9 protein-coding genes are annotated in these 13557 nt (G+C 55.4%); 5 read left to right on the top strand and 4 right to left on the bottom strand.

Annotation, left to right across the window (positions count from 1 at the left end):
* The first annotated feature begins 97 nt into the window (after window positions 1–97).
* Window positions 98–991 (top strand): DNA-binding transcriptional regulator HcaR, encoded by an 894-nt coding sequence (gene hcaR, locus OGX97_RS22950; protein ID WP_048234713.1) that lies wholly within the window; start codon window positions 98–100, stop codon window positions 989–991.
* Between the two features lie 3 nt (window positions 992–994).
* Here the strand turns inward: hcaR and OGX97_RS22945 are convergent, their stop codons facing one another.
* Entirely contained in the window at window positions 995–2188 is a 1194-nt protein-coding gene (locus OGX97_RS22945) for an ROK family transcriptional regulator (RefSeq protein WP_125363476.1), read from the bottom strand.
* Window positions 2189–2302: 114 nt separating this feature from the next.
* Between OGX97_RS22945 and OGX97_RS22940 the strand changes: the two genes are divergently transcribed.
* From OGX97_RS22940 to OGX97_RS22925, 4 genes are all read left to right on the top strand, one after another.
* Window positions 2303–5569 carry a DUF5107 domain-containing protein gene (locus OGX97_RS22940; protein ID WP_279850710.1) on the top strand — a complete coding sequence of 1089 codons (3267 nt, stop codon included), beginning with the start codon at window positions 2303–2305 and terminating at the stop codon, window positions 5567–5569.
* 72 nt (window positions 5570–5641) lie between these two features.
* Window positions 5642–7081 (top strand): sugar porter family MFS transporter, encoded by a 1440-nt coding sequence (locus tag OGX97_RS22935; RefSeq protein WP_125363478.1) that lies wholly within the window; start codon window positions 5642–5644, stop codon window positions 7079–7081.
* Entirely contained in the window at window positions 7081–7923 is an 843-nt protein-coding gene (locus tag OGX97_RS22930; RefSeq protein ID WP_071446847.1) for an aldose 1-epimerase, read from the top strand. The genes OGX97_RS22935 and OGX97_RS22930 overlap by 1 nt, the downstream gene beginning before the upstream one ends.
* 88 nt (window positions 7924–8011) lie before the next feature.
* On the top strand, window positions 8012–9160 hold the full coding sequence (locus OGX97_RS22925) for a 3-phenylpropionate MFS transporter (protein ID WP_008785472.1): 1149 nt from the start codon (window positions 8012–8014) through the stop codon (window positions 9158–9160).
* On the opposite strand, the gene csiE is transcribed toward OGX97_RS22925, so the two are convergent.
* From csiE to OGX97_RS22910, 3 genes are all read right to left on the bottom strand, one after another.
* Window positions 9155–10432 (bottom strand): stationary phase inducible protein CsiE, encoded by a 1278-nt coding sequence (gene csiE / locus OGX97_RS22920; RefSeq protein ID WP_235126999.1) that lies wholly within the window; start codon window positions 10430–10432, stop codon window positions 9155–9157. The two genes, OGX97_RS22925 and csiE, sit on opposite strands and share 6 nt — an antisense overlap.
* An 883-nt stretch (window positions 10433–11315) precedes the next feature.
* Window positions 11316–11915 carry a KpsF/GutQ family sugar-phosphate isomerase gene (locus tag OGX97_RS22915; RefSeq protein ID WP_060683417.1) on the bottom strand — a complete coding sequence of 200 codons (600 nt, stop codon included), beginning with the start codon at window positions 11913–11915 and terminating at the stop codon, window positions 11316–11318.
* On the bottom strand, window positions 11912–13549 hold the full coding sequence (locus OGX97_RS22910) for an FGGY-family carbohydrate kinase (RefSeq protein WP_008785469.1): 1638 nt from the start codon (window positions 13547–13549) through the stop codon (window positions 11912–11914). Before OGX97_RS22910 ends, OGX97_RS22915 begins: the two co-directional genes overlap by 4 nt.
* Between the last annotated feature and the right edge of the window lie 8 nt (window positions 13550–13557).

Genomic DNA, 13557 nt, shown 5'->3' with positions numbered 1-13557 from the left:
TTTTTTGTACCTTAAGGATGTTGCTGGTTAGTTATTAATCTGTGAAATAGTAAATTTCTACCAGTTGAGACATTTTTTCGATAACAAGGAGAAGGGCATGGAACTGAGGCACTTACGCTATTTCGTAGCGGTGGCGCAGGCGCTGAATTTCACCCGAGCGGCAGAAAAGCTGCATACCTCTCAGCCGTCGTTAAGCAGCCAGATCCGCGATCTGGAAACGTGCGTGGGCGTTCCGTTGCTGGTGCGGGATAAACGAAAAGTTGCGCTGACGGCGGCGGGAGAGTGCTTTTTGCAAGATGCGCTGGCGATCCTCGAACAGGCGGAAAACGCCAAAGTTCGTGCCCGTAAAACGGTGCAGGAAGATAATCATTTCGCCATCGGTTTTGTCCCTTCCGCAGAGGTAAATCTGCTGCCGAAGGTGCTGCCTTTGTTTCGTTTAAAACAGCCAGATACGCACATTGAGCTGGTGAGTCTGATCACCACCGAACAGGAAGAGAAGATCCTGAGTGGAGAGCTGGATGTGGGCTTAATGCGCCACCCGGTGTACAGCCCGGATCTCGATTATCTGGAGCTGATTCATGAGCCGTTAGTAGTGGTTTTACCGGTGAATCATCCGTTAGCTAATGAGCAAGCAATCTCCGCAGAACAACTACACGGCGTGAATTTTGTCAGCACCGATCCGGCCTACTCTGGCGCGTTAGCGATGATTGTCAAAAACTGGTTTCAGCAGCAAAAAAGCCAGCCCAACATTGTGCAGGTGGCAACCAACATTCTGGTGACCATGAACCTGGTCGGCATGGGGCTGGGGGTGACTTTGATACCCGGTTATATGAATAATTTTAATACCGGACAGGTGGTTTTCCGCCCTATTGTTGGCGATGTACCGACCATTGCGCTGTTGATGGCGTGGAAAAAAGGGCCAATCAAACCGGCGTTGACCGATTTTATCGCCACGGTACATGAACGTTTAGCGGTGAGCCTGACGGAGTAATGGCTATAACTCGCTAAGCTGTGACTCGACATACAGATAGCCAATGCCCATAAGTTGCTGGGTGCGATTAAGCTTACCGAAGCTTATCTGCGTGGCTCTGGCTCGCGGGTTATCGCCGTGATCGAATGGGTTAAACCCAGTTTGCTGCACCAGCGTATTGAGCCAGCTGTCGCCAAATGCGCAGCTACGCCCATACAACCATATTTGGTTAATATTCAGTATATTCAGAAAGTTATAAAGACTCAGCCCGATGGCGCTGGCGGCATTTTCGGCCCAGGCCTGAATGCGGACATCTCCGTGCTGCCAGGCCGCAATTAGCTGGTCAGTGGTGAGCGTTTCCGGATCGTAAAGGGATGTCGGCTGCGATTTCATCCACACCCGGGCCTGCTTTTTCAATGCGCTTAATGACGCTACGGTTTCCAGACAGCCATAGCGACCACAGTCACAGGCGACACCATCGGGATGAATGATGGTATGCCCAATCTGACCGCTGCCATACAGGCTACCGCGCCAGATGTTATCGTTAATCACAAACGATGAGCCAATACCGTAATCAACGTTAATCACGCAGAAATCACCGTTTGCCGCCGGGTTTTGCCATTTTTCCGCCAGCGCCAGCATCACGCAGTCATTGTCCAGCCGGACCTGCACGCCGAGCTTCTCCTCCAGCAGATATTTTATTTCCACCGGTGTTTTCCACGGGGCCTGGGGCATGGTTTTTGATGCACCGGTTATCGGATCAACTTGACCATGAACGCCAAGCGCCAGATTAATCGTCACCTCGGGAAATTCCCGACGATACTCCCGCCAGTGTGCTGCCAGGGCTGACAGCAGTGCTTTTGGCGATTCGGGGTTGATAACTTCATGCTGCCAGTTGCCGACAGCAACCAGCCGCGCGTCCGCCAGTTGACTGGTGATGCTGGTGGGGGTGACGTTGATGCACAGCGTCCAGGCGCCTTTTTCTGGCAAATGATAGCTGCCGCTGCTCAAACCGCGCTGACTTAAGGTTTCTCGCGAATGGCTGATTCTCCCTTCATCCATCAGTTCTTCGAGGATATTGCTGACCGCCGGGATCGACAGGCTGGTGAGCTGCGCCAGCTGTGACTTGCTGAGCTGTTTTTCCCGCCACAGGTGAGACAAAAAGATCTGTTTATTCGCCTGACGGACCCTGACGTTGTTGAACCCCGAACGCTGCATTCACTTAACTCCCTTAACTATATTGCGTGAGCATTGCGCATTTTAACGCCACCTAACTGCCGCAGAATAGCATCAAGTTGAATTTTTACTTTTGTTTATTGAGTGGAGAGCGGCATGTACGGTTCAGTTAAAGTCTGGCAGGAAACGATCACCCTCCCAACTTGGGCGGCGGGTGAAGAAGATGCCAACCCAATGTTTCTGGAAAAACGGGTGTATCAGGGATCTTCTGGAGCGGTTTACCCTTACGGCGTGATTGATACGCTGACCGGCAAACGTGAAATGCGCGACTATCAGGCGGTGTGGATGGAGAATGACTTCATTCGCATCATGCTGCTGCCGGAGTTAGGCGGGCGTATTCATCGAGCGTATGACAAAGTGCAGCAGCGCGACTTCGTCTACTACAACGAAGTGGTGAAACCCGCGCTGGTCGGTCTGCTTGGGCCGTGGATCTCCGGCGGCATCGAGTTTAACTGGCCGCAACATCATCGCCCGACCACCTTTATGCCGGTGGATTTTACTCAGCAGCAGGGTGAGCAGGGTGAATACACCGTGTGGATGGGTGAGGTTGAGCCTATGCGCGGTTTACAGGTAATGACCGGATTCACGCTGTATCCGGATCGCGCGTTGATCGAGATAACCGGGAAGGTGTTTAACGGTAACGCTACCCCGCGCCACTTCTTATGGTGGGCGAATCCGGCGGTGAAGGGCGGCGACGATCATCAGAGCGTGTTCCCTCCGGATGTGACGGCGGTATTTGACCACGGTAAGCGCGATGTCTCAGCGTTTCCAATCGCCACCGGCACATACTACAAAGTGGACTATTCGGCCGGTGTGGATATCTCACGCTACAAGAACGTACCCGTACCGACCTCCTATATGGCTGAAAAATCAGATTATGATTTTGTTGGCGCGTGGCATCACGGCGAGCGTGGTGGGTTGCTGCATGTGGCCGATCACCATGTTTCGCCGGGGAAAAAACAGTGGACATGGGGATACGGCGACTTTGGTGTTGCCTGGGATCGTAATCTCACCGATGACAACGGTCCGTATATTGAACTGATGACCGGGGTCTTTACCGATAATCAGCCGGATTTCACCTGGCTTGCGCCGTACGAAGAGAAAGTCTTCGTGCAAAACTTCTTGCCCTACAGCGAACTGGGAATGGTGCAAAACGCCAGCACGCAGTTGGCGCTTCGTCTGGTGCGTGAGCGTAGCCAGCTTTCTGTGGGCGTTTATGCGATTGCGCCGCTACGCGATGTTCAGGTTACGCTTGCTGCGCACGGGCAGCCGTTCTATGAAAATACCCTCACCCTTGAGCCTGGACAGAGCTGGCTGGCCGATGTGTCTGACAATGGCCATGCCCGGGTGACGATGACCGTCACAAGCGTCGATGGCACTACGCTTTTGCAGTACGAAGAGCACATCGCGAAAGAATTACCGCTGCCTTCGGCGGCCGTTGCGCCAGCGCTGCCAGAAGCGCTTTCTAATACCGATGAACTCTATTTTATTGGTCAGCATCTGGAGCAGTACAACCACGCCAGCCGCTATGCCGAAGATTATTATCGCCGCGCGCTGGACGTTGATCCGCTGGACTACCGCAATAATGTGGCCCTGGGGACGCTGGCGCTAAACCGCGCCGACTGGGCGCTGGCGGCACAATGTGCTGGCAAGGCGCTGGAGCGGGCGCATAAGCTCAATAAAAATCCGCGTGATGGTGAGGCAAGTATGCTGCTGGCCGCCGCACAGGAACGTCAGGGCGATGATGACAGCGCGTGGGATAATTATTATAAGGCCAGCTGGAGCGGCAACTGCCGGGATGCGGCTTTCTGGTCGTTAGCGCGTCTGGCGATGAAGCGTCAGGACTACGCCGGCGCCTTGGAAAAGGTCGAGCAGAGCCTGCGCTTTAACGGCAGTAATCACCTGGCGATGGGGCTGAAAGCGCTGGCGCTGGCAAAGCTTGATCGCAATGCGCAAGCGCTGGACTACATTCGCCAACAACTGGTTGATTATCCGCTGAGTTACACCCTGCACTATGCGCGCTGGGCTATTTGCCAGGATGAGGCCACTGCACAGGCGCTAATCTCGATTACCGGGCGGCGCGGGACCAACGCGTGTGAACTGGCAGGCTGGCTGACTTCTTTGGGGCAAAAGGATGCTGCCCGTAGCGTGCTGGAACTGCTCGACAGCCAGGAAACGCTGCCGATGCTGTGGCGCGCTTCGCTGAGCGATAATCCACAACCGTTCATTGAACGTGCTCGTGAGTGTCTGCAAAACCGCGTGCGCTTCCCCAATACGCTGGATGAAGTGCAGATGCTGCAAACTCTTGAGCAAAGTGCTTTTGCCCGCTATTTCCTCGGCTGCTTCTGGTACAGCAAACGGCGTTATGCCGAGGCGGTTTCCTGCTGGCAGTTCACGCTTGCGCAGGAAGCGGATTTCGCACCGGTACACCGTTTACTGGGAATCTATGCCTGGAACAAACTGCGCGATGCACAGCAGGCGATGCAGTATTTGTCGCAGGCCGTGGCGCTGGAACCACAGAATGCTCGCTTCCTGTTTGAACTCGACTATCTCAAGAAGTTAATGGCACAACCCGCTGAGCAGCGTCTGCAGCGACTGGAAGCCAGTAAAGAGATTGTCTTCCATCGAGACGATCTGACGGTGGAACTGCTCAGCTTGTGGAATGGGGTGGGGCGCTACGACGATGCCGCCGCAGTGTTACGTGAACGCGTGTTCCATCCGTGGGAAGGTGGTGAAGGTAAAGCCACCGGGCAATATCTGCTGAATCAGATGCATCGTGCCCTTGCTGCCGTTCAGTCCGGCGACCTGCAAACCGCCATCGCGCAGCTGCAACAGGCGCTGCACTACCCGCAAAACCTTGGGGAGGGGCGTCTGCCTGGGCAAACGGATAATGACATCTGGTATTTGCTGGGGCATTGCGCGCAGCTGCAAGGCCATTTCGAGGAATCCCAGCGCTACTTCTCCCGTGCGACGCGTGGCGGCAGCTCACTGGATGCCGGACGTTACTACAACGACCAGCCAGTGGACTATCTCTTCTGGCAGGGTATGGCGCAGAGAAAACTTGGCGATGACGCAGAGGCGGACGCTTTGTTCAATAGCTTCCTGCAATGGGTTGAGTCGCATCACGACAACGTGCCGGATGTCGATTTCTTCGCCGTCTCGCTACCCGACCTGGTGGTGCTGGATACCTCAGCACAAGCAAAACACCAGCAACACTGCCTGTTTATCAATGCGCTCGGGCATCTGGGGCTGGGAAATAGCGCCGCCTGTCAGCGCGGACTTGATGAACTCCTGCAACTCAATCCGGCACATGACAAGGCATTACTGCTGCGTCACGCCATTAACGTAAGGCTTTTCCAGTAACACCCGAAACGGGTGGGGGTAACCTCACCCGAAACCTACTGTACCCTGCGTTTCCCTGAAAGAGGAATCATAATGAATAACGCGCAGACACATTTAAAGATTGGTTACGTCTGGACTATCTGCCTGGTTGCGGCCTGCGGAGGTTTACTGTTTGGCTATGACTGGGTGGTGATCGGCGGGGCAAAACCCTTCTATGAAGCATATTTCTCGATTACCGATCCGGCACAATCCGGCTGGGCGATGAGTTCCGCGCTGGTTGGTTGTATCTTTGGCGCGCTGATTTCCGGCTGGTGCGCCGATAAATTTGGCCGAAAAATGCCGCTGATTCTCTCAGCGATCCTCTTTAGCGCTTCCGCCTGGGGAACTGCCGTCGCCAGTAACTTCGATATGTTTATTGTTTATCGCATCGTTGGCGGCGTGGGGATTGGTCTGGCGTCTGCGCTAAGCCCACTGTATATCGCCGAGGTTAGCCCCGCTGAAAAGCGTGGTCGCTTTGTGGCCGTTAACCAGCTCACCATCGTCATTGGCGTGCTGGCGGCGCAGCTTATCAACCTGATGATTGCCGAACCTGTCGCCACAGGCGCTACGCAGCAGGCAATTGTTGAAAGCTGGAACGGTCAGACGGGCTGGCGCTGGATGTTTGGCGCAGAATTAGTGCCCGCGGTAATTTTCCTGGTGCTGATGTTCTTTGTTCCTGAATCGCCGCGTTGGCTGGTGAAAGCGGGGAAAGCCGATCGTGCGCGTGCCATGCTGCAGCGCATTGGTTCGGCGGAATATGCCGGGCAAACGCTGAAAGAGATTGAACATACGCTGCAAAAAGATAATCACAAGGTCGCGTGGTCAACGCTGTTACAACCACAGATCAAACCGATCGTGATTATTGGCATGGTGCTGGCAGTGTTTCAGCAGTGGTGTGGGATCAACGTTATTTTCAACTATGCGCAGGAGATCTTCGCTTCTGCCGGATTCGACATCAACGGTACGTTAAAATCGATCGTAGCGACCGGGATCATCAATCTGGTCTTTACCCTTGCCGCTCTGCCGTTAGTGGACAAAATTGGGCGTCGTAAACTGATGCTGTTTGGTGCATCAGGGCTGACGGTTATCTACGTACTCATTGCCGGGGCATACGGGTTGGGCATTCTGGGCTGGCCGGTTTTGGTTCTGGTGCTGGCGGCGATTGCCATTTACGCCCTGACGCTGGCTCCGGTGACCTGGGTACTGCTGTCTGAAATTTTCCCTAACCGCGTTCGTGGGTTGGCGATGTCGCTGGGGACGCTGGCGCTGTGGATTGCCTGCTTCCTGCTGACCTATACCTTCCCGCTGCTCAATGCGAGTCTGGGCGCGTCGGGAAGCTTCCTGCTGTACGGTGTGATTTGCGCGATGGGCTTCATATATGTTCTGCGTAATGTACCGGAAACCAAAGGCGTGACGCTGGAAGCGCTGGAAGAACAGCTGGCGGCGCAACATACAAAAGCTGGCACATCAGCCCAGCAACGAAGCGCCCGATAATGGATGGTCTGCTGACGCTACAAAACGCACATCTGCGGATGTGCGTAGACTCGCAGGGCGGTTCGCTATTAAGTCTGGTTTCGTTACAACATCAACAGGCCATTTTACGCGAAGGTCATGGTCAGCAACCCGGTGATTGCGGCCTGTTCCCGATGCTGCCGGTCGCGAATCGGGTGGCGGGAAATCGTTTTATGCTGCGCGGTGAAGAGGTGGTTTTACCTCAACATGGCGCAGATGACACCTTTTTCCTGCACGGTGACGGCTGGCTGCAACGCTGGCAGGTTATCACTGTCACTCAAAGCGGTTGTTTGCTGCAGTTGCGCAGTTGGCATCCCTGTGGCTACGACTATACGGCGCAGCTTTGCTATCAACTGGAAACCTCGAGCCTGCACGCCTCGTTGACGCTCACTCATTGCGGTGAGCAGCCAATGATTTACGGCTGCGGGTTCCATCCGTTTTTCGCCTTTGATAAGCGCAGTACTGCGCAGTTCACCGCAAGCGGCTACTGGCCTGAGGGGGAGCAGCATCTGCCGCTGGAATGGCAACGTGATATCCCTTCAGCGGCTGATTTCATGCATGCGCAATACGGTGAGGATAGCTGGCTGAATGTCGGATATTCTGGCTGGAGCGGGCGGGCCGTTATTCATCGTGATGTGATGAAAGTCACGATTTTAGCGCAAACTCCGTGGTTGATGCTGTTCAGAATGTCGGGTGAGGAGTTCCTGTGTCTGGAGCCGCAAACGCATCCGGTGAATGCCCACAACATGCAGGGGCAGCCGGGATTGCAGGTTTTAGCGCAGGGAGAACGCTGCCATTTTGCGATGCAAATTAGCATCGAATAGGGCAAAAATCATGTTATCTGCCTGTTAATGCTCTCTTGCGCCAGCCTGCGTTTGTCGCCAGACTATCGCCTCCAAACGGGAGGGATTCATGGCTTTGCATTCCACGCGCTGGCTGGCGCTCGGTTATTTCACCTACTTCTTTAGCTACGGTATCTTTCTGCCTTTCTGGAGCGTCTGGCTCGAAGGGCTAGGGCTGACGCCGGAAACCATCGGTTTACTGCTGGGCGCGGGGCTGATTGCCCGTTTTCTCGGTAGTTTGCTGATTGCGCCGCGTGTGAGCGATCCCTCTCGGCTGATCTCAGCGTTACGTATTCTGGCCCTGTTGACGCTGGTGTTTGCGCTGGCCTTCTGGGCGGGAACCAACGTGGCGTGGCTGATGGTGGTGATGGTCGGCTTCAACCTGTTTTTCTCACCGCTGGTACCGCTGACCGATGCGCTGGCCAACACCTGGCAGAAACAGATAACCATGGATTACGGTCGGGTGCGACTGTGGGGATCCGTGGCTTTTGTGATCGGCTCCGCGCTAACCGGCAAACTGGTGAGCCTGTTTGACTATCGGGTGATCCTGGTCCTGCTATCGCTTGGCGTCGCCTCGATGCTGCTGGGCATGATGATTCGCCCGAGCGTGCAGCCAGCGGGTGAAAACCGTCAGCAGGAGAGTGCGGGATGGCCCGCCTGGCGCGCGCTGATAACCCAGAGCTGGCGTTTTCTTGCTTGCGTGAGTCTGCTACAGGGGGCGCATGCTGCGTATTATGGTTTCAGCGCCATCTATTGGCAGTCTGCCGGATATTCCGCTTCGGCGGTGGGCTATTTATGGTCACTAGGTGTGGTGGCGGAGGTGATTATTTTCGCACTTAGCCACAAGCTGTTCCGTCGTTTCAGCGCCCGCGATCTGCTGCTGCTTTCCGCCGTTTGCGGGGTGGTGCGTTGGGGATTGATGGGCTGGAGCACCGAGCTGCCGTGGCTGATCGTGGTGCAAATCCTCCATTGCGGAACCTTTACCGTCTGCCACCTGGCGGCAATGCGTTATATCGCGGCACGCCAGGGGAGCGAAGTTATTCGTTTGCAGGCGGTGTATTCCGCGATAGCGATGGGCGGCAGTATCGCCATCATGACCGTATTCGCGGGCTATCTGTACCAGAATCTGGGCAGCGGCGTGTTCTGGGTGATGGCGCTGGTGGCGCTCCCGGCAATCGTTCTGCGCCCGAAGGTGGTCGCGCAGCCTGCAACGTTATGATTCGAGGATTTTGCGGATCTGCTGCTGCTGATGCGGCGTAAGCGCCAGATCCGCATGAATCAACGGGGGTGAAAATAGCGGTAACGGCGTGGTGTACGGCGTAATAATCAGCGTTACGCCGCGCGGGGCACCCTCTTTTTGAAAGTCCTGCATCGGCATATGTTTTACGTTGAGCGGCAGCAGCGTCAGTTCGCGCAGCTGTTGCTCTATATGTACTTCAAGTTGTTCGTTACTACCGGTCAGCAGGATAATCTGCTTTTCGTGTAAATCCTTCTCCTGCATCAGCCAGGCGCCGAAAATAACGGCCACCAGCCCGATCTCTTCTTCGGAAAATTGCACATCGTATTCGGCCTCGAAGCCGTGAATCGCCTCGCGGGTAGTACGAACCAGCCGGGGATAAAGGCGGCTGAACTCTTCCGGCTGCGTGTTATCAATGCCGATGGCAAACACGCTGCGGTTCAGTGCCTGAGCCAGGTGGATATACAACTGGTCATTCAGCCCTTGCTCATCGCTGAAGCGCACATTGCCATACTCGCGAAAACGCAGCACCAGCCGCGCAATAGCAAGGCGCAGGCGGCGATCCTGCTGGTGATTATCGCGAATCGGGTCGGGGATACGAAGCATTGAGAACAGCAACGCCATAAACAGCGATTCGCCCAGCGGTGCACTCTGCATGACGTGGCGCTGCCAGTGACGGCCAATTTCCTCGGCGAGCGGATATTCCGCGCAGGATTGCGCCCAGCGTTGCTGGAGTGGGTTAAACTCCGGGGTGATCCCCGCGTGGTGCTGTAGCAGGCAGTACTGTAAATACAGGCGCAGGAACTGGATGTCACGACACTCAAACGGTTTCTGCAAGCGCCGGGAACACAGATTAATGAGCGCGTGCAGATTGGTGTCGTCATACAGCGTACGTGCGATCCCCCTTTGTTTAAGTTCTGCTTTTAACGCCGGGGTAAACTGCTGGGCGATAAAGGCAGGGCAAATCCGCAGGCCACGGCGCAGCCACTGCAACAGACACAGACGTTGATTTAGCGGGGTTCCTTCGATCGTATAGCCACCATTCTGCGCGGTGGCTATCGCGAGCCGGTGATAGCGCTGGATTTCGAGTCCTGCGCCAATAATATCTTCCTGAACCGTGGCATCATCGACACCGTTGAGGCTGCTGAAGGTTTGTGTAGTAGCGATTTGCCCCGGCAGGAAAAGCGTCAGCAGCACCTGGCAACGGCGCTGGGGAGCGGAAAGTACAGATGGTGGGGCAAGCGTTGACATCATCTGTAGGATCTCCCGTAAGTATGTTTGATAAGAATAGCTAAAGTTTGCTCATAGATTTTGAGAATGGAATGCTTTCCACCAGGAATGCTGGAGAGCGTCACAGAATTTTTAACGTGCGGAACAGATAGCGGTAGTGGAACGCAGCGAGTTAATCCGCTTTTTCACTGTTTTATCTTTTGTTTAGATATGCCAGAGATGCACTGCATGTCATGTTAAACATGATGGAGAATATTTTATTCCGCTATGGGGTTCCGTTCACCCCTGCGTTATCACTTCTCTGAATCATAGATACCCGTGAACGTGCAAGGGAGGCTCACCGCCGCCTCCCTTGCATCCCAGGCTCCCGGCGGGAAAATCGTCGCGATGCGATTCATTCGTCTTATGCCGTCTGCCTGTCGGGTCGGGGACGAGCCTGCGTCCCTGCAGACCGTCCACTCTGCCCGCATCCATGCGGGCAGACCCGGTCAGCCGTCAACGCCTCATCGATTTTCAGCCGGACCGGGGTCATCGCTTCAACGCTCTGACTTCCAGTGAAACCCGTTTTGCTGTTTAAACAAAAAACGCAGATGGTCAGGTGTGGGCTGGTCCGGCTGAAAATTGCCGACGTGTTTCCGTAAGGCCGGGAGAGCCAGCATGGATGCTGGCTCAGGGCGCGCTTTGCAAGGACGCTACCTCGCGCCCGGCCCGGTAGCCTGGAGGAATAAGCGGAGGGTATTGCGTAGCAACAATTTTCCCGCGGGGAGCCGGGATTGTTAAGGGTACGGCGATAGTACCCTTAACACGTTCACAGGCAGTATCGTTTCAGAGAAGTGAAAAACATAAGGTGAACGTAGCAATATACCGGAGGCAACAGATTCATTACCTCCGAAACAGCTGTCTGGCGTTACTTACCACGGCTCAGCGTTAATCCCACATCACCACCTGGATGCACAGACAACAGAGTCTCCTTTGAGTAACCGCTTTCGCTCATCAGGCAGGCGCAGGCGGCGTCAAAGATAGCCAGCACCAGTAAAATTGATGTGGTGGCCAACATGTTCAGCGGGTCGGCCTCACGCTGGACGCCGGTGGAAATCACCAGCCTCGACGCTTTAGCAATGGCTGAATCGGCGTTTTCAGTCACGCTCAGAATCGGCACATTTCGCGCAGTCAGTCCGGGCAGCAGCCGGGTGAGTTCATCCGAATTTCCCCCACGCGACAGCATAATCACCAGGTCGTTGGCGCGTAAAAAACCGAGATCGCCATGCGCCGCGTCCGTCGCGTTGAGGTAGATCGCTGGGCGTTCCACGCACGCAAGCATATGCGCCACTTTACGCGCTGCGATGCCGGAGGTACCGACGCCGGTAACGACGATTTTCCCCTGACAGCCGCGCAGCTCCGCCATCAGCGACTGCCAGAGCGGTTCAGTCAGATGCTGCCCCAGACCCGCCAGGGCATCGCTATAGAGCTGAAATACGCCGGTGGCCTGAGACCAGGAGTCGCTCATGCGTCCTCCTGCATCAACTGGCGGTATTTCATATGATCCTGATACATCTCGTGGAATACCCGATATTTGCGATCGTAGTACTGCTTAATGCGATTTGTTTGCGGGGTAACCGTTTTACCAATCCGGCTCATCGCCGACATCGCTTCCGGGAAGGTTTCGAAAACGCCCGCGGCGATAGTTCCCATCATGGCGCCACCCAGCAGCATGGCTTCGCTCTCTTCAGGCAGCAGCATCGCGCAGCCGGTGGCGTTGGCATGTTCCTGAACGAAGATTGGGTTTTTCGTCCCGCCGCCGCTGGCCATTATCGTATCGATGGTGTAGCCGCTTTGATTCATCGTTTCAATGATATGGCGGGTTCCCAGCGCAATGGCCTGGATGGTCGCAAGGTACTGTAGCGCCATATCTTCCGGCGTACGTGACAGTTTCAGTCCGGTGATGGCGCCCGTGAGCGTTGGGTTAGCGCGCGGCGAGCGATTGCCGTGGAAATAGGGCAGGATGTGCATATCGCGGGTTAAAAATGCGATATCTTCCGGTTCACCGGCCATTTTACGCAACAGCGCATTCAGCACTTCGTAAATGGTCTGCCCCTGAGATTTAGCCTGCGCCAGCAGGGTTTCGTAGCAAGGATGCGACTGAATAACGTGGTCGATTAACGCCCCGGTTGCTGACTGTCCACCTTCGTTAAGCCAGTATTCTGGCAGCACGGCTGAGTAGTAAGGGCCCCAGACGCCGCCGATAAAACGCGGCTCTTTGGAAATCGCCATGTGTCCAGTGGAAGTGCCGCCAATCAGCGCGATACGACGGTCAAAATCCGCCACCTCGCCGGAAACACCGCTTGCCCCGAGCGTGCCGAGGGTACCGGCGTGGGCATCGATGATCGAGACGCTGACAGCGGTCCCCGGAATCAGCCCCATTTCGCTGGCGGCGCGCGCGGATAGCCCGTGACCGAGCGGTTCGCCCATGGTTTTCACGTAGCGACCAATTTTGGCAGCATCATGCTCCAGCAAATCTTCCAGCCCAATCTGGCGGAAATAGCTGGCATCCCATTTGTCTTCATGGCCCATATAGGTCCATTTACACACCGTCGAACACAATGAGCGTGTGTCATCGCCCGTTGCGCGCCAGGTCAGGAAATCGGGCAGGTCAAAGTAGTATCCCGCATTGGCCCAGGTGTTGGGCATATGTTGCTTCAGCCATAGCAGTTTTGGCGTCTGCATTTCCGGGGAGATAATGCCGCCAACGTAGTCCAGCACCCGATGATGCAGGGCGTTGATGCGCTCGGCCTGAGTAATGGCGCGGTGATCCATCCACACAATGATGTTCTGTTCGCTGCGCCCGGACGGGCTAATGGTCAGCGGTTTACCTTCTTTGTCCAGCACCACTAGTGAACAGGTCGCGTCAAAGCCGAGACCTTTAACCTGGATAGGGTTGATATCCGACTGGTTAATCGCATCGCGAACCGCGTTACACACCGCCTGCCAGATGTTATCGGAAGACTGCTCAACAAAATCGGCCTGCGGGCGGTAAATCTCGATGGCCCGGCTGGCCTGACCGACCATTCTGCCGTTGAGATCAAACACGCCAGCACGGGCGCTTCCGGTTCCGACATCCACACCAATAAAGTAACTTGCCATAATTTTTT

The sequence above is a fragment of the Citrobacter sp. Cpo061 genome, from assembly GCF_030332845.1.
Classification (GTDB): Bacteria; Pseudomonadota; Gammaproteobacteria; order Enterobacterales; family Enterobacteriaceae; genus Citrobacter; species Citrobacter portucalensis.
Note: the sequence above shows the minus strand (reverse complement) of the source record. Positions and strands in the feature narration are given on the sequence as shown.

What these genes read in the sequence shown, in the direction of transcription:
- OGX97_RS22925 (WP_008785472.1), top strand. Translation starts at nt 8,012, where the DNA reads ATGGCTTTGCATTCCACGCGCTGGCTGGCGCTCGGTTATTTCACCTAC.
- OGX97_RS22930 (WP_071446847.1), top strand. Translation starts at nt 7,081, where the DNA reads ATGGATGGTCTGCTGACGCTACAAAACGCACATCTGCGGATGTGCGTA.
- hcaR (WP_048234713.1), top strand. Translation starts at nt 98, where the DNA reads ATGGAACTGAGGCACTTACGCTATTTCGTAGCGGTGGCGCAGGCGCTG.
- csiE (WP_235126999.1), bottom strand. Translation starts at nt 10,432, where the DNA reads ATGATGTCAACGCTTGCCCCACCATCTGTACTTTCCGCTCCCCAGCGC.
- OGX97_RS22935 (WP_125363478.1), top strand. Translation starts at nt 5,642, where the DNA reads ATGAATAACGCGCAGACACATTTAAAGATTGGTTACGTCTGGACTATC.
- OGX97_RS22910 (WP_008785469.1), bottom strand. Translation starts at nt 13,549, where the DNA reads ATGGCAAGTTACTTTATTGGTGTGGATGTCGGAACCGGAAGCGCCCGT.
- OGX97_RS22915 (WP_060683417.1), bottom strand. Translation starts at nt 11,915, where the DNA reads ATGAGCGACTCCTGGTCTCAGGCCACCGGCGTATTTCAGCTCTATAGC.
- OGX97_RS22945 (WP_125363476.1), bottom strand. Translation starts at nt 2,188, where the DNA reads ATGCAGCGTTCGGGGTTCAACAACGTCAGGGTCCGTCAGGCGAATAAA.
- OGX97_RS22940 (WP_279850710.1), top strand. Translation starts at nt 2,303, where the DNA reads ATGTACGGTTCAGTTAAAGTCTGGCAGGAAACGATCACCCTCCCAACT.